The sequence below is a fragment of the Tropicimonas sediminicola genome (assembly GCF_900188335.1).
Classification (GTDB): Bacteria; Pseudomonadota; Alphaproteobacteria; order Rhodobacterales; family Rhodobacteraceae; genus Tropicimonas; species Tropicimonas sediminicola.
On sequence record NZ_FZOY01000001.1, the window covers coordinates 461,618 to 487,018 of the forward strand.

Annotated in this window: 22 protein-coding genes; 18 read left to right on the forward strand and 4 right to left on the reverse strand. The window is 67.7% G+C overall.

The window, feature by feature from the left end; genetic code table 11:
• Positions 1–29: 29 nt before the first annotated feature.
• Both CHB86_RS02245 and CHB86_RS02250 read right to left on the reverse strand, forming a co-directional pair.
• On the reverse strand, positions 30–659 hold the full coding sequence (locus CHB86_RS02245) for a 50S ribosomal protein L25/general stress protein Ctc (protein ID WP_089230917.1): 630 nt from the start codon (positions 657–659) through the stop codon (positions 30–32).
• Between the two features lie 233 nt (positions 660–892).
• Positions 893–3,499, reverse strand: a complete 2,607-nt coding sequence (locus CHB86_RS02250; protein WP_217898250.1) for a cation-translocating P-type ATPase — start codon at positions 3,497–3,499, stop codon at positions 893–895.
• A 190-nt stretch (positions 3,500–3,689) separates the two neighbouring features.
• Here CHB86_RS02250 and CHB86_RS02255 point away from each other — a divergent pair, with 190 nt between their 5' ends.
• The 8 genes from CHB86_RS02255 to CHB86_RS02290 all read left to right on the forward strand — a co-directional run bounded on the left by CHB86_RS02255 (position 3,690) and on the right by CHB86_RS02290 (position 10,438).
• On the forward strand, positions 3,690–3,995 hold the full coding sequence (locus CHB86_RS02255; protein ID WP_176442740.1) for a phasin family protein: 306 nt from the start codon (positions 3,690–3,692) through the stop codon (positions 3,993–3,995).
• Positions 3,996–4,936: 941 nt separating this feature from the next.
• Entirely contained in the window at positions 4,937–5,938 is a 1,002-nt protein-coding gene (gap, locus tag CHB86_RS02260; protein WP_089230920.1) for a type I glyceraldehyde-3-phosphate dehydrogenase, read from the forward strand.
• A gap of 355 nt (positions 5,939–6,293) precedes the next feature.
• Positions 6,294–6,992: a ribulose-phosphate 3-epimerase gene (rpe, locus tag CHB86_RS02265; RefSeq protein WP_089230921.1), complete on the forward strand. Its 699-nt coding sequence runs from the start codon at positions 6,294–6,296 to the stop codon at positions 6,990–6,992.
• A 104-nt stretch (positions 6,993–7,096) separates the two neighbouring features.
• A complete protein-coding gene (locus CHB86_RS02270; protein ID WP_089230922.1) occupies positions 7,097–7,432 on the forward strand; it encodes a hypothetical protein in 336 nt (111 codons plus the stop codon).
• Between the two features lie 108 nt (positions 7,433–7,540).
• On the forward strand, positions 7,541–8,464 hold the full coding sequence (locus tag CHB86_RS02275; protein WP_089230923.1) for an MBL fold metallo-hydrolase: 924 nt from the start codon (positions 7,541–7,543) through the stop codon (positions 8,462–8,464).
• Between the two features lie 65 nt (positions 8,465–8,529).
• Complete coding sequence (locus CHB86_RS02280; protein ID WP_089230924.1) at positions 8,530–9,084, forward strand: thioredoxin family protein; 555 nt, start codon at positions 8,530–8,532, stop codon at positions 9,082–9,084.
• On the forward strand, positions 9,081–9,749 hold the full coding sequence (gene gph / locus CHB86_RS02285) for a phosphoglycolate phosphatase (protein ID WP_089230925.1): 669 nt from the start codon (positions 9,081–9,083) through the stop codon (positions 9,747–9,749). The genes CHB86_RS02280 and gph overlap by 4 nt, the downstream gene beginning before the upstream one ends.
• Positions 9,746–10,438, forward strand: coding sequence for an HAD-IA family hydrolase (locus CHB86_RS02290; protein WP_089230926.1), 693 nt, complete (start codon positions 9,746–9,748; stop codon positions 10,436–10,438). Before gph ends, CHB86_RS02290 begins: the two co-directional genes overlap by 4 nt.
• Before the next feature lie 125 nt (positions 10,439–10,563).
• Here the strand turns inward: CHB86_RS02290 and CHB86_RS02295 are convergent, their stop codons facing one another.
• Positions 10,564–11,316, reverse strand: coding sequence for a YbaY family lipoprotein (locus tag CHB86_RS02295; RefSeq protein WP_089230927.1), 753 nt, complete (start codon positions 11,314–11,316; stop codon positions 10,564–10,566).
• A 130-nt stretch (positions 11,317–11,446) separates the two neighbouring features.
• Complete coding sequence (locus CHB86_RS02300; protein ID WP_089231584.1) at positions 11,447–11,887, reverse strand: Rrf2 family transcriptional regulator; 441 nt, start codon at positions 11,885–11,887, stop codon at positions 11,447–11,449.
• Between the two features lie 155 nt (positions 11,888–12,042).
• Here CHB86_RS02300 and cydD point away from each other — a divergent pair, with 155 nt between their 5' ends.
• From cydD to fdhF, 10 genes are all read left to right on the forward strand, one after another.
• Entirely contained in the window at positions 12,043–13,698 is a 1,656-nt protein-coding gene (gene cydD / locus CHB86_RS02305; RefSeq protein WP_245837702.1) for a thiol reductant ABC exporter subunit CydD, read from the forward strand.
• Positions 13,695–15,356, forward strand: a complete 1,662-nt coding sequence (gene cydC / locus CHB86_RS02310; RefSeq protein ID WP_089230929.1) for a thiol reductant ABC exporter subunit CydC — start codon at positions 13,695–13,697, stop codon at positions 15,354–15,356. Before cydD ends, cydC begins: the two co-directional genes overlap by 4 nt.
• A gap of 113 nt (positions 15,357–15,469) precedes the next feature.
• A complete protein-coding gene (locus tag CHB86_RS02315; protein ID WP_089230930.1) occupies positions 15,470–17,083 on the forward strand; it encodes a cytochrome ubiquinol oxidase subunit I in 1,614 nt (537 codons plus the stop codon).
• Positions 17,084–17,089: 6 nt separating this feature from the next.
• Positions 17,090–18,253: a cytochrome d ubiquinol oxidase subunit II gene (gene cydB / locus CHB86_RS02320; protein WP_089230931.1), complete on the forward strand. Its 1,164-nt coding sequence runs from the start codon at positions 17,090–17,092 to the stop codon at positions 18,251–18,253.
• Positions 18,254–18,265: 12 nt separating this feature from the next.
• Positions 18,266–18,376, forward strand: coding sequence for a cytochrome bd-I oxidase subunit CydX (gene cydX / locus CHB86_RS02325; protein ID WP_089230933.1), 111 nt, complete (start codon positions 18,266–18,268; stop codon positions 18,374–18,376).
• Positions 18,377–18,491: 115 nt separating this feature from the next.
• Positions 18,492–19,466, forward strand: coding sequence for an SLAC1 anion channel family protein (locus CHB86_RS02330; RefSeq protein ID WP_089230934.1), 975 nt, complete (start codon positions 18,492–18,494; stop codon positions 19,464–19,466).
• 64 nt (positions 19,467–19,530) lie between these two features.
• Positions 19,531–20,424 carry a LysR family transcriptional regulator gene (locus CHB86_RS02335; protein ID WP_089230936.1) on the forward strand — a complete coding sequence of 298 codons (894 nt, stop codon included), beginning with the start codon at positions 19,531–19,533 and terminating at the stop codon, positions 20,422–20,424.
• A gap of 83 nt (positions 20,425–20,507) precedes the next feature.
• Entirely contained in the window at positions 20,508–20,987 is a 480-nt protein-coding gene (locus tag CHB86_RS02340; RefSeq protein WP_089230937.1) for a formate dehydrogenase subunit gamma, read from the forward strand.
• A complete protein-coding gene (locus tag CHB86_RS02345; RefSeq protein WP_089230938.1) occupies positions 20,984–22,516 on the forward strand; it encodes an NADH-ubiquinone oxidoreductase-F iron-sulfur binding region domain-containing protein in 1,533 nt (510 codons plus the stop codon). Before CHB86_RS02340 ends, CHB86_RS02345 begins: the two co-directional genes overlap by 4 nt.
• Positions 22,513–25,401: a formate dehydrogenase subunit alpha gene (gene fdhF / locus CHB86_RS02350; protein WP_089230940.1), complete on the forward strand. Its 2,889-nt coding sequence runs from the start codon at positions 22,513–22,515 to the stop codon at positions 25,399–25,401. The genes CHB86_RS02345 and fdhF overlap by 4 nt, the downstream gene beginning before the upstream one ends.

Genomic DNA, 25,401 nt, shown 5'->3' on the forward strand with positions numbered 1-25,401 from the left:
TGCGACGGGCGCGATCCCGGAGGCGCCGATCAAGCTTCGGCGTCTTCCTCGGCCTCTTCCGTCTCTTCGTCGCCGCCGCTCGCGCTCAGGCCCGAGGGGGCCGAGATCGAGGCGATGTTGAAGTCGCGGTCGATGGTCGGCTTGGCGCCTTCCGGCAGTTTCACCATCGAGATCGAGACGTGGTCGTTGATGTCGAGACCTTCAAGCGAGATCTCCACCTTCTCGGGGATGTCGCCGGCGGTCACCACCAGTTCGATCTCCGGACGCACCACGGTCAGCACGCCGCCGCGCTTGAGGCCGGGGCTCTTGGCTTCGTCGGTGAACTCGACGGGGATGAACAGGTTGACCTTCGAGGTGCGGCGCAGACGCATGAAGTCGACATGGGTCGGCAGGTCCTTCACCACGTCGCGCTGAACGCCGCGGCAGATCACGCGGACATCTTCCTGGCCTTCCACCTTCATGTTGAACAGCGTCGACAGGAAGCGGCCTGCCTTGAGGTACTGCATCAGCTTGTTGAAGGGGATGTTGATGGCAACCGGCTCTTCGCCGCCGCCATAGATGATTCCGGGCACGAGGCCCTCACGACGAGCTTGACGAGCGGCCCCCTTGCCTGTCCCCGTACGTACCTCGGCGTGAAGATCGGGAATCTCACCAGCCATTGGTATTCTCCTGAGTTGCGGGCATCCTCCAAGGGTGTATGCCCAGGTGTATGGAAGCGTGCCGTATAGGCGCGATTCGCCTTGATGGGAAGGGGGAATCGGCCCTCGCCCGCGGGCTGCGGCGTTTGCGGGCGCCCTGATCGTGGATCACCCGTCAGCCGGCGCCGCGCAATCCGTCCGAACCGTGACGCCTGCCGCCGCCCTGGCGCGCTGCCGCTGGGAATGCAGCCGGGTCAGGCGGCCCGTCTCCGCAGGGCGATGGTCGCGACCAGTTCCGGCACGATGATCAGCGGCAGGGTGAGCGCGCCGATCATCTGCCAATGCGCGAGCGAGAGCGCCTCGGTGCGCAGCAGCGTCTGCAGCGGCGGCCAGTAGATCGCCGCCAGTTGCAGGCCCACCATCGACACGATGGCAACGAGCAGGAGCGGGTTGGAGAACCAGCCGATCCGCCAGCAGGGATCCCGGAGCGACCGGAAGGCGAAGACGCTGCTCTTCTCGAACAGGACCATCGCGGTGAAGGCGGCGGTGCGGGCCAGCACCTCTCCCTGCGGCAGCAGCGTGTAGAAGATCCAGAGGCTCGCCCCGCCGGTGTAGAGGCCGAACAGCACCAGCAGGATCAGCCCCGCCCGGTCGAGGATCGGCTCGCCCTTGTCGCGGGGCGGGCGCTTCATCTGGCCAGGTTCGGCCTTTTCCAACCCGAGCGCGATGGCGGTGACGCCGTCGGTGATAAGGTTCATCCAGAGGATCTGCGTCGCGAGGAAAATCAGCGGCCCCCCGATCAGCAGGTTGGCGAGGATCGCGATCACCTCGCCCGCGTTGGACGCCAGCAGGTAGCGGACGAACTTCTTCACGTTGTCGAACTGGCGCCGTCCCTCGCGGATCGCCCGGACGATGGTGGCGAAATTGTCGTCGAGCAGCACCAGGTCCGAGGCGCCCTTGGCAACGTCGGTGCCGCGCTGGCCCATCGAGATGCCGATATCGGCCTGTTCCAGCGCCGGGGCGTCGTTCACCCCGTCGCCTGTCATCGCCACGACCTGGTTGCGGGCCTGCAGGGTGCGGACGATCCGCATCTTGTTGGCGGGCGCGGTGCGGGCAAAGATCACCTCGCCCTGCAGCGCGGTGTCGAGCGCTTCGTCGCTCATCTTCTCCAGTTCCGCGCCGGTGATGGCGTGGCTGGCCGGCAGGTCGAGCTCGCGGGCGATGGCGGTTGCGGTCAGAGGGCTGTCGCCGGTGATCATGATCACACGGATCCCGGCGCCGCGCGCGCCGGCGATGGCGCCGCGCACTTCCGGGCGGGGCGGGTCGATCAGGCCCACGAGGCCGAGGAACGTCAGCTCCCGTTCCTCGGCATGGACAGCGCCCGGTTCGGTGCCGGCGCGGGCAAGCGCGATGACTCTCAGCCCTTCGGCGGCCATGGTCTCGTAGGCGTTGCGGATCAGGCGGCGGCTCGCCAACCCCAGTGGTTGCAGCCCCTCCGCTGCGACGAGGCTCGTGCAGACCTCGAGCACCTGTTCCGGCGCGCCCTTCACATGCAGCACCCCGCCATGCGACCCCTCGGCGATCACCGACATGCGCTTGCGCTCGCTGTCGAACGGGATTTCGCCGCGGATGGTGGCGGGGTCGGGAGGCGCGATCCAACCCTTCATCGCAAGCGTGACAAGTGCGCCCTCGGTTGGATCGCCGGTCATTTCCCAGCCGTCGCCGGTGTGGTCGACATGGGCGTGGTTGCAGGTGATGGCGGTTTCGAGAAGTGCGCCGAGCAGCGGATCGTCGTCGCCGCGGACCGGGCCGTCCGGGCTTTCGATGCGGCCTGCGGGGTCATAGCCCGTGCCGGTGACCTCGTAGCTGCCCGCCGGGGTCCAGACCCGGGTGGCGGTCATCTTGTTCTCGGTCAGGGTGCCGGTCTTGTCGGTGCAGATCACCGAGGCGGCGCCGAGCGTCTCCACCGCCTGGAGCCGCCGCGCCAGCGCCTTCTGCCGCACCATCGCGGAGGCCCCGAGCGCCAGTGTGATGGTCACCACTGCCGGCAGTCCCTCAGGCACCATCGCCACGGCCAGCGAGAGCCCCGTCAGGACCATCTCTATCGGCGCCCGCCCGGTCAGCACACCGACCACGGCGACGGCGGCGGCGATCCCGACCGCGGCCACGCCGAGCTGGCGCGCGAGCCGTCCGATGCCGATCTGGAGCGTCGTCGGCAGTTGCTCCGCCTCGCCGGTCAGGCCGGCGATCCGACCGAACTCGGTGGCGCCGCCGATGGCCGTCACCAGCCCCTCGGCGCGACCCGCGGCCACGGAGGTGCCCATGAAGGCGCGGGTGGCCGTGTCGTCCGCGGGGGCCGCGGCCTTTCGACCTGCGCGTTTCTCGATCGGTACGGATTCGCCCGTCAGGACGCTCTCGTCGATCCTCAGGTTCAGTGCCGTGACGAGGCCAAGGTCGGCGGGGACGTTGTCGCCCGCGTCGAGTACAACGAGGTCGCCCGGCACCAGGGTCCGGGCCTCGACCGGCTGTTCGCGCCCGTTGCGCACCACGCGGGTCATCGGCGAGAGCATGGAGCGCAGCGCCTGGATCGCCGTCTCTGCGCGCCATTCCTGCACGAAGCCGAGTACGCCGTTCAGCGCCACCACCAGCCCGATCGCGATGGCGTCCACAGTCTCTCCGAGAAACAGCGCGATGCCGGCGGCGACGATCAGGATCAGCACGAGGACGGAGGTGAACTGGCGCGCGAGTACCGCCCAGGGCGAGGTCGGTTTCTGCTCGGGCAGGGTGTTCCAGCCGTGTTCGGCGCGACGCCGCTCCACCTCGTCCGAGGTCAGCCCCGTCGGGCGGTCGGTGGCGTGCATGGCTTGACCCCCTCCTGCCGGTGCGCCCGACCGGCAAAGCATGGCCTGTTTACCGGGACATTGACCTCAATCAAGGACATTGTTCTGACCCCGCGTCAGTTTCCGAGGTGTCTACGGACGAATCGCGCTTGGGGAGGGGCGGGATATGAACGAAGCTCCAGGGGTCGCACCCATGGCCAATGCAGAGCGCATGGCCGAACTGCTTTCGGACTGGCAGCGGGCCGGTATGGGGGCGCTCGCCTGGATGAACCCGGTATGGGTTCGCAGCATGACGGAGATGGGCAACGAAATGATGCAATTCAGCTCCGACCGGATCCGGGAGGGGATCCGGTTCCAGGGCGAGATCCTGCAATGCTGCGACCCGGTCGCATTTCGCGAGATCCAGGGGCGGTATCTGAAGACGGCCTTTGAACAGTACAGTGCCGAGACGGGCAAACTGGTTCGTATGAACCGGGCGGCGCTGGACGAGGTGACAGGTCGTTCGAGCGGCAGCTGATCGCTGCCTTCGGCGCGTGTGTCGGGGAGGGCCCGAAAGGGGCGGCACGCGCTTCTCGCCGAAATGAACCGCACTCCTGGCCGCCGCCCTGCCTTCGATGGCGGGGCGGCGTTTCCCTTGCCCGGGGCACGTCCGAAGGCCGGTCTGCCGGTCCCGCTGCGGACAGGCCGGTTTTTCGCAATCAGTCGCGCTGACGAAGTCGCCACCCGGTTGGGTGGCAATTTGCCCCATGGCGCGCGGCTTGCGGCGCGCTTGGCGCTGGATCGTCGGAAGGCGAGGTTTTCAGATTTGTAGGGTCTGCCAGTCACCTGGCTCATGCCTCGTTGAGGTGCCGGGCGTGTCGCCGGCGGCCCGACTCACTTCACGATCCGGCCGGCCGCCGCGCCCGACGCCATTGGGAGGCCGCTCAAGGGCCGTTTGGGGCGCCAGATCGGGGCTCGGGAGGCGTGGCACATTGCCGCCAGTGCGAGCGCTAACCCGGCTGGTTTCGGCCTCTCAGAGGCGAAAAACGGCCGCGTTCGGGCGCTTCCGGAGCCTGAAAACCGGATCGCCGGCGGGTGCTGGAAGGGGCCGGGTAGTCGGGTTTTGCGGCCCTTGGCGCAACCGCGAAAACGGCGGGAAATCGTTGTGGCATTGGGGGCTGCGGAGTTGCTGCAGGTGCGAAGCAGGTGGCTTGAGTCCGGTCCGCTTCCGTCACGCCGCTGCCGTCAGAAGGCCGGGCTTTGCCGGGCCGCAGGCGGCCGGTCTGGCGATGACGGACCTGGGGGCGGCCATGCACAATCGTCAGGGGTGGGGGGATTTGCCGGGTGACAACAGTGCCTATGTGGGTATGACCACGTTCGGGGCTTCGTCCCCGGCAAGGACCATTACCGCATTTCGGCAATACGGCCGAGTCCGTAGGCGATGCCGCAATGTCCCTACTCTGAAATGAGGAACTGACCATGACAGTGAAAGTAGCCATCAACGGTTTCGGACGGATCGGCCGCAACGTGCTTCGCGCGATCGTCGAGAACGGCCGTGACGATATCGAAGTTGTGGCGATCAACGATCTGGGACCGGTCGAGACCAACGCACACCTCATCCGCTTCGACTCCGTGCACGGCCGCTTCCCCGGCACCGTGACCACGACCGAGGACACCATCGACGTCGGCCGCGGCCCGATCAAGGTCACCGCCATCCGCGATCCGAAGGAACTGCCCTGGGACGGCGTCGACATCGCGATGGAATGCACCGGCATCTTCACCGCCCGCGACAAGGCCGCCCTGCACCTCGAGAACGGCTCCAAGCGCGTTCTGATCTCCGCTCCCGGCGCCGGCGCCGACAAGACGGTCGTGTTCGGCGTCAACGATGACGTGCTGACCTCCGAGGACCTCGTCGTCTCCAACGCCTCCTGCACCACCAACTGCCTCTCCCCGTTTGCCAAGGCGATCAACGACGCCATCGGCATCGAGAAGGGCATGATGACGACGATCCACTCCTACACCGGCGACCAGCCGACGCTGGACACGCTGCACAAGGACCTCTACCGCGCCCGTGCCGCCGCGATGTCGATGATCCCGACCTCAACCGGCGCCGCCAAGGCCGTTGGCCTCGTGCTGCCGGATCTGAACGGCAAGCTGGACGGTTTCGCCATGCGGGTTCCGACGCCGAACGTCTCGGTTGTCGACCTGAAGTTCATCGCCAAGCGTGAGACCACGGTGGAAGAGATCAACGCCGCCGTGAAGGCCGCGGCCGATGGCCCGATGAAGGGCGTTCTGGGCTACACCACGCTGCCGAACGTCTCCATCGACTTCAACCACGACCCGCATTCCTCGATCTTCCACATGGATCAGACCAAGGTCATGGACGGCACGCTCTGCTCGGTCCTGTCCTGGTATGACAACGAATGGGGCTTCTCCAACCGCATGGCCGACACCGCCGTCGCGATGGGGAAACTGATCTGAGGATCTGAACGGAGGGCGCCTTCCGCTCCCTGACCTGGTCGCGGCGTTTCACGACCTGCGCGGCTTGGAACGGGAGGAGGCGCCACCCTTGCTGAACGACATGCGGCGCTCCCGGTTTTCCCGGGGGCGCCGTTCCTGTTCCGGTTCGGGCGTCGTGGGCGACACGGTTTCGGGCCGGCGGGCCGGCGGGCGATCTGACGTCGCGATTTTCGCCAATGCGGGGCTTCCGTTCCCGAAGCGCAGGGCCTATCGAGTTTTCCGACCATGCCGGCAGGGGGCCTCGGCCCTTGTGCAGGGGAGGCGAGGCAGGCAGCGCCCCCTTTGGGGGCCGTTCGAGACAACAGGGAGACCAGCAATGACCTTCGACCGTTCCATCAAGATCGCGCCGTCGATCCTGTCGGCCGATTTCGCGAATTTCGGGCAGGAGATCCGGGCCATCGAGGCGCAGGGATGCGACTGGGTCCATGTGGACGTGATGGACGGCCATTTCGTGCCGAACCTGACCTTTGGCCCGCCGCTGGTGAAGGCGATCCGCCCGCATGTGAAAACGGTGATGGACGTGCACCTGATGATCGCGCCGGTCGATCCCTATATCGACGCCTTCGCCGAGGCCGGCAGCGACGTGATCACCGCCCATCTCGAGGCGGGACCGCATATCCATCGCACGCTGCAGGCGATCCGGGCTGCGGGCTGCAAGGCCGGGCTGGCGCTGAACCCGGGGACCGGCATCGAGGACGTGGAATACCTGCTGGACATGGTCGACCTGGTCTGCGTGATGACGGTGAACCCGGGGTTTGGCGGTCAGAAGTTCATCCATTCCCAGGTGGAGAAGGTGCGCCGCCTGCGGGAGATGATCGGCGACCGTCCGATCCATATCGAGATCGACGGCGGCATCACGCCCGAGACCGCGCCGCTGATGGCGGAGGCCGGGGCGGACGTTCTGGTGGCCGGGTCGGCGGTGTTCAAGGGCGGGTCCGTCGATAACCCGGCGCCCTACGGCGAGAACATCAGGGCGATCCGGTCAGCCGCCGAGGCGGCGCAGCCCGGCGCCTGACCCGGGGCGCGGTCAAGGTCGGGGAGGGCGAATCGTGCTATCCTTCGACCGGACCGCCGCGAACGGCGGCGATCCCTCGATGTGCGAACGTGAGGGAGGCAAACATGAAACCTGTGGTTCTTCTTGTCGGGCGTCTGCCGGACGTGGTGAACACCGTCGCGCGGGAGTTGGAGGATCTGCCAATCCAGTGGCTCGGCGCTCATAGCCGCGAGGAGGTGATCGCGCAGCTGGAGGCGGAGCCGAACATTCGGAGCGTGGTTGTCGGCGCGGGGCTGGACGATGCCGTGCGGGGCGACCTCGTCGGAGTGATCGCCTCCCGGCGGCCCGATCTGTGCATCCATTTCAAGGACAGGCTGTCCGGGCCGGCTGGCATGGCGCCCTTCGCGCGCCGGGTGGTCGAGACGGAAATGCTGCATTGGAAGGTGATCGATACAGCATGATGGCCCGCCGGGATCCTGGCGGATCTGCGGGTATCGGGTCTTCCGCATATTGTCATTCATAAAATTGAATGCGAGCATGGATTCCTCGGAGACAGGGGAGGACATCCGATGGAACTGACTCGACGCGGGATGATGCAGGGTGCCTTGGCGGGCGCGACCGCCGGTGCCCTTGGCTTGCGGGCAGGATGGGCGCGGGCGGCGCTCGAGCTTAGCGGTGCAACGGTGGAGGTGCTGAGCGATGGCCACCTGATGTTGCCGGCTGAATTCATCTTTGGCCCGATGCCCGGGGAGGAACTGGCCGGCGTGCTGCAGCCCTTCGGGATGGAGCCCGCCGCGGCGCTGACGCCGGAGTGCAACGTGACGCTGCTGCGCAAGGACGACATGGTGGTACTGTTCGATGCGGGCGCCGGCGCGACCTTCCAGGACAGCGCGGGCCGGCTGGGCGAGGCGCTCGACGCGGCGGGAGTGGCGCCGGAGGAGATCACCCATGTCGTCTTTACCCACGGCCATCCCGACCACCTCTGGGGTGTGCTGGACGATTTCGACGAGCCGTTCTTCTCCGGGGCGCAGCATCTGATCGGCAAGGCGGAATGGGACTACTGGATCGATCCGAAGACGGTGGAGAGCATCGACGCCGGCCGCACCGCCTTTGCCGTGGGCGCGCAGCGGCGGCTGGCGCTGATGGAGGATTCGATGACCTTCTTCGGGGACGGGGAGGAGATCCTGCCGGGGGTGGCCGCGCACATGACCCCCGGCCACACGCCGGGCCACATGTCCTTCGAGATCCGCGCCGGCAACGAGAGCGTCATGGTGATCGGCGACGCGATCGGCAACCATCACGTGGCCTTTGCCCGGCCGGACTGGCTGTCGGGTTCCGATCAGGACCAGCCCATGGCGGCAGCAACCCGCAGCGCCCTGATGGATCGTTTGGCATCGGAGCAGATGCGTTTCGTGGGCTTTCACCTGCCCGGCGGGCTCGGGCGTGCGGAGCGCGACGGATCGTCATATCGTTTCGTGGGCGAGAACGCATAAACCCGAAGGTGCACGCGGGCGGGCCCTGATGCCCTTCGCCACCGCATCGACAGGAGGTGCAGAACATGCCTGCCATTCCCCCGGTCTGCGATTTCGGCTGGAAAGCTCCGGATTTCACCCTCCCCGGCACCGACGGGCGCGATCACGCCCTGTCGGAGATCGCGGGGCCGCGGGGCACGCTGATCATGTTCATCTGCAACCACTGCCCCTACGTGCTGGCGGTCATCGACCGGATCGTGCGGGACGGCCGGGAGTTGCAGGGGCTCGGCATCGGCGTGGCCGCGATCTGTTCGAACGACGCGATCAGTTATCCGGCCGACAGCTTCGGGCAGATGAAGGTCAAGGCGCGGGAATGGGACCTGCCGTTTCCCTATCTGCACGACGAGAGCCAGCGTGTGGCGAGGGCCTATGATGCGGCCTGCACGCCCGATTTCTTCGGTCTGAACGCCGATCGCGAATTGCAGTATCGCGGGCGGCTCGATGCCTCGCGCAACAGGGCAGGGCCTGCGGACGCACGGCGCGACCTTTTCGAGGCGATGAAGCTGATCGCCGAGACCGGACGCGGCCCGCAGGAGCAGGTGGCCTCCATGGGCTGTTCGATCAAATGGAAAGCGGCATGAACATCGTATTCGACCTCGACGGAACCCTGATCGACAGCGCGCCGGATATCCAGGCGGTGTCGGAGATCATTCTCGGGCAGTTGGGCAAGGAGCCGCTGACCATCGCGGAGACCCGCAGCTTCGTCGGCGAGGGCGCCAAGGTCCTCGTGAGCCGCATGATGGCCGCGCGGGGGATCGAGGAGACGCCGGAGAGCCACGCGCGGATCTACGGCGATTTCGTCGCGCAGTACGAATACGCGGTGGAGAAGGCCGTGTTCTACCCCGGTGTCGTCGATGCGCTTGCGGTGTTGAAGGCGGCGGGGCATCGGCTGGGGCTCTGTACCAACAAGCCGGAACTGCCGGCACGGGCGGTCATCCGGCACATGGGGCTGGAGCCGACCTTCGATGCCGTGGTCGCCGCCGGGATGATCGACAGCCGCAAGCCCGAGCCGGACATGCTGTTGAAGACGGTCGAGGACATGGGCGGCGGCGCGACGCTCTACGTGGGCGACAGCGAGATCGACGCCGAAACCGCCCGCCGCGCCGAGATCCCCTTCGCGCTCTACACCGAGGGGTATCGCAAGTCCCCGATTGCGGCCATGCCGCACGACTGGAGCTTCGACCATTTCGACCGGCTGCAGGAGATCGTGATCGAGGCCGTAGCGCGGCAGACCGCGGCCGAATGAAGGCGCTGATTTTCGACGTCGACGGGACCCTCGCGGAAACCGAGGACCTCCACCGGCAGGCCTTCAACGCGGCCTTCGCGGAGGCGGGCCTGGACTGGCACTGGGACGATGCACTCAACCGCGAATTGCTGGCGGTCTCGGGCGGGATCGAGCGGATGGGGTTTTTCCAGGAAAGCCTGCCGGAAGCGGCGCGGCTCGGCGCGACCGCGCTCGGACGGGTCTACGAAGGCAAGCGCGGGCATTATGCAAGGATGCTGGCAGGCGGGGCGCTCGGCCTGCGGCCCGGCGTGGCCGACCTGATCAGGGCGGCCCGCGACGCGGGGATCGGGCGGGCGGTGGTGACGGCTGCGAGCGCGGAGAGCTTCAACGCGCTGGCGCAGGGGTGCCTGCCCGGCCCGGTTTCAGGGCTGTTCGATCTTGTGATTACCGGCAGCGACGTGTCGGCCAAGAAGCCGGACCCGGAGGGCTATCGCCTGGCGCTGGCCGGGCTGGGGATCGCGGCGGAAGAGGCGCTGGTCTTCGAGGACAGCCCGGTCGGGTATGCCGCGGCCGTTGCGGCGGGAATCCCTGTCGTCGTCACGCCTTCGGCGCATTCACCACAAGGTATGGCCTATCCTGCGGCGGTCGCGGTCCTGCCATCGCTCGAACGGGACCACTGGCCGAGCTTTGGATTTCCTCCGGCCGATTGACCGGCGAGGCGGGGCTCCCGCCGGTCGTCGGCGCATCGAAGATGCGCTCCTCCCGTTGGGCGTGGCCGCGCGCAAGCGCGCGGCGCCTCTGGCGGGGATATTGGAGGACAGGTGAAGCGGGCGGGTCAGAAATCGACCGCCCGGAAGGTTGCGAGGGTCTCGCCTTCGGGTCCGACAAGCTCCATCTGCTCGCCGCTCACGCGGTGCTCCGACGCGGCCTCGAGCATTTCGCCGAGCGAGCGTTCCAGCGCGTCGAGGGGCGGCGGGCATGCCATCATCGTCGCAGCCCCGGGCAGGAAGCGGACGGATGGACCGTTCAGCTCGTAGCCGCCGCGGATCATGTTGCAGCCGACGGTCGCGTTGTAGCTGCCATCCGTGCGCAGGATGACATGGGGCTCGCGCGCGTTGTCCTGCACCTCGATCGGGGTGTCGCCGAGGGTCAGGATCTTCCAGTATGTGTTGACGAAATCCACGTCGGGCTTCGGCGGCGGGGTGTCGTTTGCCATCTTGAGGATCATCTCCACGTCGGTACCGCCGCCCCGCGTCAGCACGGGATAGGCCGTGTCCGTGATCATGAGAAGCCTGTCCCCCTCGATGACGCGGGCCATCACGGTATAGCTGTGCGCGGGATCGATGCGGGCGGGGTCGTAGGCAAAGGCGAAGCGGTACGGCGGCGCGCCCGGCTCGGGGATCCGGTATGTCGCGAGAACCTCGGCCGGCGCATCGGCGCGGGAGACGTCCTGAAACGAGATCACGACCTCGGCCGAGGGCGGCAACATGATGCGTTGCAGGTAGGTCACCGTTCCGGTCAGCGTCTCGGCGATGCCGGGGGCAGGCGCTCCGATCAGGGCCATGAGAGCGAGAAGAAATGAACGCATGAAAAACTCCCTCGGGTGCGGCCTCGCTGCAGATCCTCGGCAGTCCGGGATTGGCCGGTCGCGGCAAAGACTAGCAGCGCCTTCCGGGCGAGGCGACCAGAAAGCAGGATGGATCGTGAGCCGCCTGTTCTCAGGCCTTCTCGATCTGCAGCAGGGAGTGCAGGCCGGCGTTGTCCTTGACCAGGTCGGCCAGCGTCACGTCGTCGAGCGCGTGGTAGAAGGCTTCGAGCGCGACCGAGAGGTGCCCCCGCAGCCGGCAGCTTGCGGTGAGCGGGCAATGGTTGTCGGATCCCGCGAAACACTCGGCGAAGGGAACGTTCGCCTCGAACACGCGAAAGACCTGCCCGACGCTGAGCGATTCCGGCGCCACCTTGAGACGAACGCCACCGTTGCGCCCGCGCGCCGTCTCGATGAACCCGGTCTGGCCAAGCATGTTGATCACGACGCCGAGGTGGTTTTCCGAGGAGTTGCAGGCTTCGGCGATCTCGGATTTCCGCACCGTCCTGTCCGTGTTGATCGCACAGAACATGAGTGCGCGCATCGCCAGGTTGGTGCGAACGGTCAAACGCATGTCGAGCACATCCTTTCCAATGCAGGGCCGCTCGGGCATCAGGGCCGGCCCTGTCTTGATACAGGTCACGTACCTTACACCGATACCTGTATAAATGCATCGAGAATGAATCTATGGGAAGTCCATTGAGCGGAAAAGACGCGAGTCCGGCCGGCTTGAGGCTATTGGACGCGGTGACGCCGGAGAAGGCGCGGCTCGACCGGGCCGGCTGGGTTTCGGTCGTCGCGGCCCTGCTGTGGTTGCCGCAGGCCGGCGCGGTTGCGTGGCTGTTGTCCGAACTGGTGCACGGTCGGGCGACGATCAGCGCCAGCTTGACGGGGACGGTAGGGTTTGCCGCTCTGGGCATCCTGCGCGCGTGGCTGCAGGCGCTGTCGGACAGGCTCTCGGTCGAGGCGGCGGACGGGGTGCTCGCGGTCGAAAGATCTGCCCTGATCCGAAGGGAAGGGCGGCGTTCACCCATGGCCGGCGGCCCCGGGTCCGCGGCGGTCGCGGCGCTGGCCTCCGAGAAGCTGGCGGCGCTTGCACCGTATCTCACCCGGTACAGGCCGGCCTGGCTGCGCGCGGCGGTAGTGCCGCTGGTGATCCTCGCGGTCTCGGCCTGGTGCTCCTGGGCGGTCGCTTTGGTTCTGCTGGTCGCGGGGCCGTTGATCCCGGTCTTCATGGCTCTGGTGGGGATGGCGGCCCGCGATGCCAGCGCGCGCCAGATGGAGGAGATCGGGAGCCTAAACACCCGGTTGCTGGAACGGTTGCAGGCGCTGGTTGACATTCGACTGCTCGACGGGCGGACGCAGGTTCTGGGAGGGTTTGCGGAGCGCGCGGAGGCGCTGCGCGCGCGCACGATGGAGGTGCTTCGAATCGCCTTCCTGTCGTCGGCCGTGCTGGAGCTGTTCTCGGCGCTCGGGGTGGCGATGGTCGCGGTCTATGTCGGGTTCTCGCTGCTCGGCACGATCTCCTTCGGAGCGTGGGCCACGCCGCTGACCATGGGGCAGGGCATCTTCCTGTTGTTGCTGGCACCGGAGTTCTTCCAGCCTTTGCGGGACGTGGCCGCGGCCTGGCACGACAAGGCGGCGGCGACGGCCGTTGCGGCGGAACTGGCGGAAGCGGAGGCGGAGGTTTCTGTCGCTCTGGTCGGCGCGGGCGTAACTGCCGTGCCTTTGCCCGGGGCGCCGTCGCTGCAGACGGTGGGCTTGGAGGTGCTTGCGGCGCCGGGGCTTCGATTGCGCTTTCCGGATTTCACGGTGCCGGCCGGAGGAAGCTGCGCTCTTGTCGGGGCGAGCGGGCAGGGGAAATCCACGCTACTGGCCGCGCTCGCGGGGCTCGTGCCGGTTTCCGGGGGCGAGATCCGGGTTGCCGGGCATCGGCTGGGGGACGCGGCCGCCGATGCCTGGCGGATGCGCATTGGCTGGGTGCCGCAAGCGCCGCATTTCTTCGCGGCCTCGCTCGGGGCCAACCTGCGTCTTGGCGAGCCGGGAGCCAGCGCGGAGGAGGTTCGGATGGCGCTGGACGTCGCGCGGGCGCGGGATGTTCTGGAGCGGATGCCGCGCGGGCTTCTGAGCCGGCTGGGCGAGACCGGGGCCGGGGTGTCGGGTGGCGAGGCGCGGCGCCTGATGCTGGCCCGCGCAGCACTCGGCGCGGCCGATGTGATCCTCGCGGACGAGCCCACGTCGAACCTCGATGCCGAGACGGCCGCGGCGGTGACGGACAGCCTGCTGGCGCTCGCTCGCGGCGGCGCGACGCTGGTGGTGGCCACCCACGATCCGGCTCTCGCCGCGCGCATGGATCAACAGATCACGCTGGAGACGACCGTATGACCCGGCACCTGCTCTCCGTCTTCGCGATGATCCTGCGGTCGGAAAGCTGGGCGCTGGCGCGCGGCATCGCGCTGTCGGTCGTGGTGCTGTCGATGGGGGCGACGCTGCTCGGACTGTCCGGCTGGTTCATCGTCGCGGCAGGGGCTGCGGGACTGGCCGGCACCGGCGCGGTGTTCGACGTGTTTCGCCCCAGTGCCGCCGTCCGTTTCCTGGCGCTTGGCCGGACCGCGGCGCGTTATGGCGAGCGGTTGCTCACCCACGATGCCACGCTCAGGGCGCTGGCGCTGCTGCGCGTGCGCCTGCTGGCGCGGATCTCCGCCGCGCCGTTTGAGGTGATGAGCCGGTTTCGAGGTGCGCAGGTGCTGGGCCGGCTGACCGCCGATGTCGACGCGCTGGACGGCGTCGCGCTGCGGCTGGTGATCCCGCTGCTCGCCGGCGGCGTGACGCTGGCCGGGGCCTGGGCCGTGCTGGCCTGGCTTGTCGATCCGAGGGTCGCGTCCTGGTCGGTGCTCGGTCTGGCGGCCGGATCGGCGCTGGCCCTGGGCTGGGCCATGCGGGCGAGTGCCCGGCCCTCGCGGTTGGCGGCGGCGGCGGATCAGGCGTTCCGCGTGCGGGTGATCGACCACCTGCGCGGGCGGGCGATGCTGGCCTTTGCCGGGCAGCTCGACAGCTCGCTTGCCTCCGTTCTGGATGCTGATGCGAGAGCCCGACGTGCGGGGCTTCAGGTCGCGCGGGTGGAGCGGCGGGCCGGGGTGCTTGTCTCGGTGGCCGTGACCCTTGCGGCGGCCGGAGCGCTCCTGCTCGGGGCGGAACTCGCCCGCGGCGGGGTGATCACGGCGCCAAAGGTGGCGCTCGCGGTGCTGGCGGTCCTGGCGCTGGCCGAGACGGTCGCGCCGTTGCGGCGGGGCGTGGCGGAGATCGGAGCGATGCGGGATGCTGCCCGGCGGGTGAACCGGATGCTGCAGACCACGCCCGACCCGCGGCCGATGCCCGCCGGACCCCAACCAGACATTGCGCCGGGGCTGCAGCTCGACACCGTGACGCTCGCTGCTCCGGGGGCCCGGCAGCCGCTGTTTGCCGGGGTGAACCTCACCGTGGCTCCGGGAGAGACGGTGGCGTTGACCGGGCCGAGCGGGATCGGGAAGTCCACGCTTCTGAACGCGGTTGCCGGCCTAACTGCCGTGCAGGGCGGGCGTATTCTGATCGGTGAAAGGCCGGTCGGCGACTGGACGGAGCCGGACCTGCGGGCCGTGCTGGGCTATCTCCCACAGCGATCCGCCCTGATCAGCGGCACGATCGCGGAGAACCTGAGGCTTGGCGCGCCCGATGCCGGGGACGCGGCGTTGCACGCGGTGCTCGCCGACGTGGCGCTTGACGGCGTGGTGCGCCGGATGGGCGGGCTCGACGCGCGGCTCGGGGAGGGTGGCAAGGGCCTCTCGGGGGGCGAAGCGCGACGACTGGTACTGGCCCGCGTCCTGCTCCGGCGGCCGCGGATCCTGCTGCTCGACGAACCGACCGAGGGGCTGGACCGGGAGACCGCAGCCCGGGTTCTGCAAGGGGTTCGGCGCGCCTGTCCGGACGCCGCGATCCTTCTCTCGGCCCATCGCAAAGTTGAACGCGGCTGGGCCAATCGCGCCTTGCCTCTCATACGTCTGTGATGGAAGTCCGGTCTTATTGATGTGTATCAAGGTGCATTCAGGAAACCGAATGCAAAAGCCGGTTGATAAAGATATGTGAGAGATGCTCATTTAAACACTGACGGAGGCCCTTCATGGAACTCGACGTACTGGAGTTGTCGCGCCTGCAATTCGCGATGACGGCCATGTATCACTTCCTCTTCGTGCCGCTCACGCTCGGTCTGTCGATCATCGTGGCGATCATGGAGACGGTCTATGTGATGACCAACCGTCCGATCTGGCGCCAGATGACGAAGTTCTGGGGTACGCTTTTCGGCATCAACTTCGTGCTCGGCGTGGCCACGGGCATCACGATGGAGTTCCAGTTCGGCATGAACTGGGCCTATTACAGCCATTACGTGGGAGACATCTTCGGCGCGCCGCTGGCGATCGAGGGGCTGATGGCCTTCTTCATGGAGGCGACCTTCGTCGGGTTGTTCTTCTTCGGATGGGACAAGCTCAGCAAGCGTGCGCACCTGGTCGTTGCGTGGCTGGTCGCCATCGGCTCCAACTTCTCGGCCCTCTGGATCCTGATCGCCAACGGCTGGATGCAGAACCCGGTGGGCGCGGAGTTCAACCCGGTCTCCATGCGAATGGAGATGACGAGCTTTTTCGAGGTCGTGTTCAACGAGGTCGCGCAGGCCAAGTTCGTGCATACGGTATCGGCCGGATACGTCACGGCCTCGGTCTTCGTGCTGGGGGTTTCCTCCTGGTACCTGCTGAAGGGGCGGCACATCGACCTGGCCCGCAGGTCGATCGCGGTGGCGGCCTCCTTCGGGCTGGCCTCGGCGCTCTCGGTCGTGGTGCTCGGCGACGAGTCCGGCTACGAGGCGACGCTGAACCAGAAGATGAAGCTCGCCGCGATCGAGGGCATGTGGCACACCGAGCCCGCGCCGGCCTCCTTCACCCTGGTCGGTTTCCCGGACAGCGAGGCGCGCGAGACGCATTACGCGATCCACATTCCCTGGATGATGGGTCTGATCGGCACCCGGTCCCTGACCGAGGAGATCCCGGGCATCACCGAGCTTGTCGAGGCTGCCGAGGGGCGGATCCGGTCCGGCATCCTGGCCTATGACGCCCTGGTGCAGATCCGCGAGCTGAAGGAGTCGGCGCCGGCCAACCTCACCGCGCAGTTCGAGGCGCATAGCGACGACCTGGGCTATGCCTTCCTGCTCAAGCGCTATGTCGACGATCCCCGCGAGGCCACCGAAGAGCAGATCGTCATGGCCGCGAACGACACGGTGCCGACCGTCTGGCCGCTGTTCTGGGCGTTCCGGATCATGGTCGGGCTCGGCTTCGCCTTCATCGGTCTCATGGTCTATTTCTTCTACCGCGCCAACTGGAAGGGCATGACCTTCCCGCGGCCGGCGCTGCATCTCGCCGTCTGGATGATCCCGGCGCCCTGGATCGCCGCGGAACTCGGGTGGTTCGTGGCCGAATACGGGCGTCAGCCCTGGACGGTGGACGGGGTCCTGCCGACGGCGATGTCGGTCAGTCACCTGACCATTTCCGACCTGCTCATTACGCTGGCCGGCTTCATCACCTTCTACACGATCCTCTTCGTGGTCGAGATCGGCCTGATGCTGAAATACATCCGCAAGGGCCCCTACATGGACGTCGCCGAAACCGATGCCTGGATGGAAAAACACGAGCATCGCCTGCGCACCCATGACGGCCGCGTTCCCGGCATCTCCACCCCGGCGGAGTGAACGACAATGATCCTCTACGAACTTATCGACTTCGAAATCCTGCGGGTGATCTGGTGGCTTCTGCTGGGCGTGCTGCTGATCGGCTTCGCCCTGACCGACGGGTTCGACATGGGCGTGGGCGCGCTGCTGCCCTTCGTTGCCCGGACGGACCTTGAGCGCCGGCAGGCGATCAACACCGTCGGCCCGGTCTGGGAGGGCAACCAGGTGTGGTTCATCCTCGGCGGCGGCGCGATTTTTGCCGCCTGGCCACCGCTCTACGCGGTGAGCTTCTCCGGCTTCTACCTCGCCATGTTCACGGTGCTCGCGGCGCTGATCCTGCGCCCCGTGGGCTTCAAGTACCGCTCCAAGCGCGAGAGCACAGCATGGCGGTCGGCCTGGGACTGGGCGCTGTTTGTCGGCGGCGCGGTGCCGGCGCTGATCTTTGGCGTGGCGGTGGGCAACATCCTCGTGGGCGTGCCGTTCCACCTGACGCCGGAACTTATCCCGATGTATGACGGCCCGTTCTACGCCAAGTTCTTCGGCCTGCTGAACCCGTTCTCGCTGCTGGCCGGTCTGGTCTCCCTCGCGATGCTGCTCCAGCACGGCGCGGCGTGGCTTGCGCTCAAGACAGACGGCATGGTCGAGACCCGCGCCCGGCGCTTCGGCCCGTTCTTCGGCTATCTCGCGGCGGTCGGGTTCGCACTGGCCGGTGTGTGGCTGGCCGTCGGGATCGACGGGTTCGCCTTTGCCGGCGAGGTCGTGACGGACGGCCCGTCCAACCCGCTGCTCTCCGAGGTCATCCGCGGCGGCAGCTGGCTCGACGCCTACGGCGACCGCCCCTGGATCGCCATTGCCCCGCTGATGGGCTTCGTCGGCATCCTGATGGCCGCCCGCTCCTTCGGTGGCCACGGCGACCTCTCCCCGCTGCTTTGGTCCAAGCTCGGCATCTTCGGGGTGATCTCGACGGTCGGGCTGACGATGTTCCCCTTCATCCTGCCCTCCAGCGTCGATCCCAATGCCTCGCTGACCGTCTGGGACAGCTCTTCCTCGCACATGACGCTCTTTGTCATGCTGGTCTGCACGGTGATCTTCATGCCGCTGATCCTCGCCTACACGGCCTGGGTCTACAGCGTGCTCTGGGGCAAGGTCACCGTGGAGGATATCGAGGACAATTCGGAAACCGTTTACTAAGGAGCACGAGACATGTGGTATTTTGCCTGGCTTCTCGGATTGCCGCTGGCCGCCCTGCTGGCCGTCCTCAACGCCATGTGGGTCGAGATGCAGGAGGACCGGGCGCTCGCCGAGGAGGATTGACGTGCGCCGGGCTGCGCGACGTCGCTTGACGTTGGCGCGCCGATGCTGATCGGATTGGCGGGAGGAAATGGCCCGCCGATCCTCGACGGTCCCTTGATGCCGGAAAGCGAGAGCCATGAGCGAGACAGCAACCGCCCCCGAACCAAGACTGGCGCATTTCCCGGTGACCTTCTTCGCCGCCGTGATGGGGCTGGCGGGGCTGACGCTCGCCACCCATGTCGTCGAAAGCGCCTGGGGCCTGCCGGCGTTGTTCTCCTGGCTCTTCCTCGCGGCAACGATCCTGGCCTTCGGAGCGATCTCGGCGGTGATGATCGCGAAGTATCGGCGCTACAAGGCGCATTTCATCGCCGAGTGGATGCACCCGGTGAAGAAGGCCTTCTTCCCGGCGATCTCGATCTCGCTGCTGCTCATTGCGACCGCGCTGGCGCCGGCCGCGCCCGGGCTGGCGCGGCTCGTCTGGGGGATCGGCGCGGCGCTTCAGGCGGTGCTGATGCTGGCGGTGGTCTCGGGCTGGATCGGGCACCGACCGTTCCAGCCGATGCACATCTCGCCCGCATGGTTCATCCCCGCCGTTGGCAACGTCGTGGCGCCGGTGGCCGGGGTCGGGCTCGGGTTCGTGGAGCTGTCATGGCTGTTCTTCTCCGCCGGCATCCTGTTCTGGGTGGTGCTGCTGACGCTGGTGATGAACCGGCTGATCTTTCACGATCTGCTGCCGGGCAAGCTGCTGCCGACGCTCACCATCCTGATCGCGCCGCCGGCGGTCTCTTTCCTTGCCTGGATCCAGCTCAACGGCGGGCAGGTGGACGCGCTGGCGCGGATCCTGGTCAACCTTGGCTACGTCTTTGCCGCCATCGTGGTCGTGCAATCCTGGAAATTCCGGGTGATACCCTTCGCGATGAGCTGGTGGGCGCTGAGCTTTCCCACCGCCGCCCTGACCATCGCCACCTTCCGCTATGCGGCCCTGACCGGGTCAGGTTTCCACGCGGTCCTGGGTGGGCTGCTCTACCTCGTGCTGCTGATGATCATGGCCGCGCTGATCGCGCGCACGCTGCTGGCGATTCGGCGCAACGAGATCTGCTTGCCGGAATAGGTGTCGCCTCCCGGCGGAGGGATGCCTAAAGTCCGGCGGGCCGGGCAGAGAGGGGGCGGCGCGCATGATCGACAAGCTGGAGATGTTCATCGCGCTGGCCAACGAGCAGCATTTCGGCCGCGCCGCGGAGGCTTGCGGCGTTACCCAGCCGACGCTCTCGGCGGCGATCCGGCAGCTGGAGGACCAGCTCGGCGTGCAACTCGTGCGGCGCGGCTCCCGGTACCAGGGGCTGACGCCGGAGGGCGTGCGGGCGCTCGAATGGGCGCACCGGATCGCGGGCGACGCCCGGATCATGCGGGCCGAGATGCGGATGGCGAAGGAGGGGCTGTCGGGCAAGCTGCGCCTGGCGGTGGTGCCGACCGCGCTGGCGATGGTTGCCACCCTGACCCGCCCGCTGATGGAGCGGCACCCGAACCTCTCCGTGGTGATCCATTCCCGCAATTCCGGCGCGGTGCGATCGATGGTCGAAGGGCTCGAGGCCGACGCCGGCATCACCTATCTCGACGGCGATCCGCTGGGGCGGCTGATGACCGTGCCGCTCTACCGCGAACGCTATCTCATGGTGGTCTCCGATGGCTCCCCGCTGGCCGGGCGGGCGTCGGTCACTTGGGCAGAGGTGGCGGAGCGGCCGCTTTGCCTGCTGACCGAAGACATGCAGAACCGGCGCATCATCAACCAGCACATGGCGGAGGCCGGCGCGCGCCCGGCGCCGCGGCTGGCGTCGGATTCGGTGCTGGCGCTGATCGCCCATGTCCGAGCGGGCGGCTGGGAGACAGTGCTGCCGCAATCCACCGCGGCGCTTTTCGGCAGCGGGTCCGGGCTCGCCGCGATCCCGGTGGAGGCGGACAGCGCCGGGCATCGGATCGGCCTCATCGCCGAGCCGCGCGAGCCGCACAGCCCGGTCCTGCGGGCGCTGATCGACGCAGCCGTCAACACGGCGAGCGAGCTTGATAGATAACCTCTATCGAATGACGAAAATTCAATATTGATTCTGGGTCAACTTTTTTGCTCCCATGGCTGGACCCATGGGAGGAGGCCGCGATGGCGCTGGATGTCGCCGAGTCCGAGACGATTGCCCGGGTGCGCGAGATCGCGACCCGTCTGAAGCCGCTGGAAGGGCCGCTTCTGCCGATCCTGCACGAGGTGCAGGAGACCTTTGGCCATGTGCCCGCCTCGGCGCTGCCGGCGATTGCCGATGTGCTGAACCTGACGGCGGCTGAAGTGCATGGGACGATGTCCTTCTACCCCGATTTTCGCACCGCGCCGGCCGGGCGAACGGTGGTGAAGATCTGCCGTGCCGAGGCCTGCAAGGCGATGGGCGGCGATGCGCTCGCGGCCGAGGTGCAGGAGCGGATGGGGCTCGGCTGGCACGAGACCAGCGCTGACGAACGCGCCACGCTCGAGCCGGTCTACTGCCTCGGACTGTGCGCCTGTGCACCGGCGGCAATGGTAGGCGACACGCTGATTGGCCGGGCCGATGCGGCGGCGGTGTTGCGTGCGGCCGGGGAGGACACGGCATGAGGACGATTTTCGTTCCCCGGGATGCCGCGGCGCTGGCGCTTGGCGCCGACGCGGTGGCGCAGGCGATCTCGCGCGAGGCGGAGGCCCGTGGCGAGGCGGTGGAGATCGTGCGCAACGGCAGCCGCGGCATGATCTGGCTGGAGCCGCTGGTCGAGGTGCTCGACGGCGAGACCCGCATGGGCTTCGGCCCGATGACGCCCGACGACGTGCCCGCGCTGTTCGACGGCGGGTTCCGCAGTCACGCCAAGGCGCTCGGCCCGGTGGAGGAGATCCCCTTCTTCGCCGCCCAGACCCGGCTCACCTTCGCGCGCTGCGGCCTGATCGACCCGCTCTCGATCGCCGATTGCGAGGTGAACGGCGGCCTGTGCGGCCTGCGGCGTGCGCTGACCATGTCGCCCGAGGAGATCACCGCCGAGGTCACCGAGTCCGGCCTGCGGGGACGGGGCGGGGCGGGATTTCCGACCGGCATCAAGTGGGAAACGGTGCGCAAGGCGCCGGGGGACCGCAAGTACATCGTCTGCAACGCCGACGAGGGCGACAGCGGCACCTTCGCCGACCGGATGCTGATGGAGGGCGATCCCTTCTGCCTGATCGAGGGCATGGTGATCGCGGGCCTCGGTACCGGGGCGGACAAGGGCTACGTCTACCTGCGCTCCGAGTATCCGCATGCCATCGCCACGATGCGAGAGGCGGTCGGGCTGGCTCGACGTGCCGGGCTGCTCGGGCCTTCGGTGCTCGACAGCGGCCGGGCGTTCGAGATCGAGATCCGCGTCGGCGCAGGTGCCTATGTCTGCGGCGAGGAGACGAGCCTGCTCAACTCGCTCGAAGGCAAGCGCGGCGTGGTTCGCGCCAAGCCACCGCTGCCCGCGCTCGAGGGCTTCCTTGGCAGGCCCACGGTGGTCAACAACGTGATCTCGCTCGCCACGGTGCCGGTGATCCTCGACAAGGGCGCGAAGGGTTTCCGCCAACTCGGGCACAACCGCTCCCATGGCACGATCCCGATCCAGGTCGCCGGTAACGTGAAGCACGGCGGGCTGTTCGAGACCGCCTTCGGCATGTCGCTGGGGGACCTGGTCGAGAAGGTCGCGCGCGGCACCGCCACCGGACGTCCGGTGAAGGCGGTACAGGTCGGCGGGCCGCTCGGCGCCTATTTCCGCCCCGACCAGTTCGACACGCCCTTCTGCTACGAGGCCTTCGACGGCGAGGGCGGGCTGGTGGGCCACGCCGGGATCGTCGTCTTCGACGATACCGTCGACATGCTGGAACAGGCGCGTTTCGCGATGGAGTTTTGCGCAATCGAAAGCTGTGGCAAGTGCACGCCCTGCCGGATTGGCGCAGTGCGCGGCGTCGAGACGCTGGACAAGATCCGCGCCGGCGAGCCCGGCCAGGTCGAACTGCTGGAAGACCTCTGCGAGACCATGCGCGGTGGGTCGCTTTGCGCGCTCGGGGGCTTCACGCCATACCCGGTGCTCTCCGCGCTCACCCGTTTCCCCGATGACTTCGCGACCACGACGGAGGCCGCCGAATGAAGGACTTCATCATCCCCTGGCAGGACGACCGCGACATGGGCACGCCGGCGAAGGACGGCGCCCCGGTCACGCTCACCATCGACGGATTCGAGGTGACGGTGCCGGAGGGCACGTCGGTCATGCGGGCCGCCGCCGAGGCGGGGCTCTCGATTCCCAAGCTCTGCGCCACCGACAGCGTCGAGGCCTTTGGTTCCTGCAGGCTCTGCCTCGTGGAAATCGAGGGCCGCAAGGGCACGCCGGCCTCCTGCACGACGCCGGTTGCGCCGGGCATGGTGGTGCACACTCAGACCGAAACGGTGAAGAAGCTGCGGCGCGGGGTGATGGAGCTCTATATCTCCGACCACCCGCTCGATTGCCTGACCTGCGCCGCCAACGGCGATTGCGAGTTGCAGGACATGGCGGGCGCCGTCGGCCTGCGCGACGTGCGCTACGGCCACGAGGGCGAGAGCCACGTCAGCGCCCGTCAGAACGGCGAGGCCAACCCGCGCTACCTGCCGAAGGACGAGAGCAACCCCTACTTCACCTACGATCCCTCCAAGTGCATCGTCTGCTCCCGCTGCGTGCGCGCCTGCGAGGAGGTGCAGGGCACCTTCGCGCTGACCATCCAGGGGCGCGGCTTCGACAGCCGGGTCTCGGCGGGCACGAACGAGGACAGTTTCCTGACCTCCGACTGCGTCTCCTGCGGTGCCTGTGTGCAGGCCTGCCCGACGGCCACGCTGCAAGAGAAATCGGTGTTCGAGATCGGCACGCCGACCCGCTCGGTCGTCACCACCTGCGCCTATTGCGGCGTCGGCTGCTCCTTCAAGGCCGAGATGCGGGGCGACGAATTGGTCCGCATGGTGCCCTTCAAGAACGGCGAGGCCAACCGCGGGCATTCCTGCGTCAAGGGCCGCTTCGCCTGGGGATACGCCAACCACGCCGAGCGCATCCTGAACCCGATGATCCGTGACCGTATCGACGAACCGTGGCGCGAAGTCAGCTGGGACGAGGCCTTCGCCTTTGCCGCGCTCAAGCTGCGGAACATCCAGGCGCGCCACGGCGTCGGTGCGATCGGCGGCATCACCTCCTCGCGCTGCACCAACGAGGAGACCTACCTCGTCCAGAAGCTGATCCGACAGGTCTTCGGCAACAACAACGTCGACACCTGCGCCCGGGTCTGCCACTCGCCCACCGGCTACGGCCTCAAGACGACCTTCGGCACCTCGGCCGGCACCCAGAACTTCGACTCGGTCGAGCAGACCGACGTGGTGATCGTGATGGGCGCCAACCCGACCGACGGCCACCCGGTGTTCGGCTCGCGGCTGAAGAAGCGGCTGCGGCAGGGTGCCAAGCTGATCGTCATCGACCCGCGCCGCATCGACCTCGTGCGCACGCCGCATATCGAGGCCGCGCATCACCTGGCCCTGACCCCCGGAACCAATGTCGCGGTGATGACGGCGCTCGCCCATGTGATCGTGACCGAAGGGCTGGTGGACGAGGATTTCGTCCGCGAGCGCTGCGATCTCGACGCCTTCGAGGACTGGGCCGCCTTCGTCTCCGAGGAAAGCCGCAGCCCCGAGGCGACGGAAGCCGTCACCGGAGTGCCGGCCGCCGAGCTGCGCGCCGCCGCGCGGCTCTTCGCGACCGGCGGCAACGGGGCGATCTATTACGGGCTTGGCGTGACCGAGCACAGCCAGGGCTCCACCACCGTCATGGCCATCGCCAACCTCGCCATGGCGACCGGCAACATCGGCCGGCCCGGCGTTGGGGTGAACCCGCTCAGGGGCCAGAACAACGTGCAGGGCTCCTGCGACATGGGCTCCTTTCCGCACGAATTGCCGGGCTACCGGCATGTCCACGATGCGGACACCCGGGCGATCTTCGAACGCGCCTGGGGCGTGAAGATCCAGGACGAGCCCGGCCTGCGCATTCCCAACATGCTCGACGCCGCGGTCGATGGCACCTTCCGGGGTATCTACATCCAGGGCGAGGACATCCTGCAATCGGACCCCAACACCAAGCACGTGGCCGCCGGCCTCGCCGCGATGGACTGCGTGATCGTCCACGACCTGTTCCTGAACGAGACGGCGAACTACGCCCATGTCTTCCTGCCCGGCTCGACTTTCCTCGAGAAGGACGGGACCTTCACCAACGCCGAGCGGCGGATCAACCGCGTCCGCAAGGTCATGGCACCGAAGAACGGGCTGGCGGACTGGGAGGTGACACAACGGCTCGCCCATGCGCTCGGGGCCGACTGGGGCTACATCCACCCCTCGCAGGTGATGGACGAGATCGCGGCCACCACCCCGGGCTTCGCCAATGTCTCCTACGACATGCTGGAGCAGCGCGGCTCGGTCCAGTGGCCCTGCAACGACGCGGCGCCCGAGGGGTCGCCGATCATGCACACGGACGGTTTCGTGCGGGGCAAGGGGCTCTTCGTGCTGACCGATTACGTCGCCACCGACGAGCGCACCGGCCCGCGCTTCCCGCTCCTGCTGACGACCGGGCGTATCCTCAGCCAGTACAACGTCGGCGCCCAGACCCGGCGTACCCGCAACGTGGTCTGGCACGAGGGCGATGTGCTGGAGATCCACCCGCACGACGCCGAGCAGCGCGGCGTGACCGAGGGCGCCTGGGTCCGGCTGGCCAGCCGTTCCGGCGAGACCACCCTGCGCGCCACGCTCACCGAAAGGGTGGCGCCCGGCGTGGTCTATACCACGTTCCATCACCCGGACACGCAGGCCAACGTGATCACCACCGACTATTCCGACTGGGCCACCAATTGCCCGGAATACAAGGTGACAGCCGTGCAGGTGGGCCTCTCCAACGGGCCGACCGACTGGCAGACCGACTACGCCGCGCAGGCCGCGCAGTCGCGCCGCATCCTGCCGCCGGTGGCCGAGTGA

What these genes read in the sequence shown, in the direction of transcription:
- CHB86_RS02335 (WP_089230936.1), top strand. Translation starts at nt 19,531, where the DNA reads ATGATCGACAAGCTGGAGATGTTCATCGCGCTGGCCAACGAGCAGCAT.
- CHB86_RS02270 (WP_089230922.1), top strand. Translation starts at nt 7,097, where the DNA reads ATGAAACCTGTGGTTCTTCTTGTCGGGCGTCTGCCGGACGTGGTGAAC.
- CHB86_RS02275 (WP_089230923.1), top strand. Translation starts at nt 7,541, where the DNA reads ATGGAACTGACTCGACGCGGGATGATGCAGGGTGCCTTGGCGGGCGCG.
- CHB86_RS02330 (WP_089230934.1), top strand. Translation starts at nt 18,492, where the DNA reads ATGAGCGAGACAGCAACCGCCCCCGAACCAAGACTGGCGCATTTCCCG.
- CHB86_RS02315 (WP_089230930.1), top strand. Translation starts at nt 15,470, where the DNA reads ATGGAACTCGACGTACTGGAGTTGTCGCGCCTGCAATTCGCGATGACG.
- gap (WP_089230920.1), top strand. Translation starts at nt 4,937, where the DNA reads ATGACAGTGAAAGTAGCCATCAACGGTTTCGGACGGATCGGCCGCAAC.
- fdhF (WP_089230940.1), top strand. Translation starts at nt 22,513, where the DNA reads ATGAAGGACTTCATCATCCCCTGGCAGGACGACCGCGACATGGGCACG.
- CHB86_RS02280 (WP_089230924.1), top strand. Translation starts at nt 8,530, where the DNA reads ATGCCTGCCATTCCCCCGGTCTGCGATTTCGGCTGGAAAGCTCCGGAT.
- CHB86_RS02255 (WP_176442740.1), top strand. Translation starts at nt 3,690, where the DNA reads ATGGCCGAACTGCTTTCGGACTGGCAGCGGGCCGGTATGGGGGCGCTC.
- CHB86_RS02250 (WP_217898250.1), bottom strand. Translation starts at nt 3,499, where the DNA reads ATGCACGCCACCGACCGCCCGACGGGGCTGACCTCGGACGAGGTGGAG.
- CHB86_RS02290 (WP_089230926.1), top strand. Translation starts at nt 9,746, where the DNA reads ATGAAGGCGCTGATTTTCGACGTCGACGGGACCCTCGCGGAAACCGAG.
- rpe (WP_089230921.1), top strand. Translation starts at nt 6,294, where the DNA reads ATGACCTTCGACCGTTCCATCAAGATCGCGCCGTCGATCCTGTCGGCC.
- CHB86_RS02345 (WP_089230938.1), top strand. Translation starts at nt 20,984, where the DNA reads ATGAGGACGATTTTCGTTCCCCGGGATGCCGCGGCGCTGGCGCTTGGC.
- cydC (WP_089230929.1), top strand. Translation starts at nt 13,695, where the DNA reads ATGACCCGGCACCTGCTCTCCGTCTTCGCGATGATCCTGCGGTCGGAA.
- CHB86_RS02300 (WP_089231584.1), bottom strand. Translation starts at nt 11,887, where the DNA reads ATGCGTTTGACCGTTCGCACCAACCTGGCGATGCGCGCACTCATGTTC.
- gph (WP_089230925.1), top strand. Translation starts at nt 9,081, where the DNA reads ATGAACATCGTATTCGACCTCGACGGAACCCTGATCGACAGCGCGCCG.
- cydB (WP_089230931.1), top strand. Translation starts at nt 17,090, where the DNA reads ATGATCCTCTACGAACTTATCGACTTCGAAATCCTGCGGGTGATCTGG.
- CHB86_RS02340 (WP_089230937.1), top strand. Translation starts at nt 20,508, where the DNA reads ATGGCGCTGGATGTCGCCGAGTCCGAGACGATTGCCCGGGTGCGCGAG.
- cydX (WP_089230933.1), top strand. Translation starts at nt 18,266, where the DNA reads ATGTGGTATTTTGCCTGGCTTCTCGGATTGCCGCTGGCCGCCCTGCTG.
- CHB86_RS02295 (WP_089230927.1), bottom strand. Translation starts at nt 11,316, where the DNA reads ATGCGTTCATTTCTTCTCGCTCTCATGGCCCTGATCGGAGCGCCTGCC.
- CHB86_RS02245 (WP_089230917.1), bottom strand. Translation starts at nt 659, where the DNA reads ATGGCTGGTGAGATTCCCGATCTTCACGCCGAGGTACGTACGGGGACA.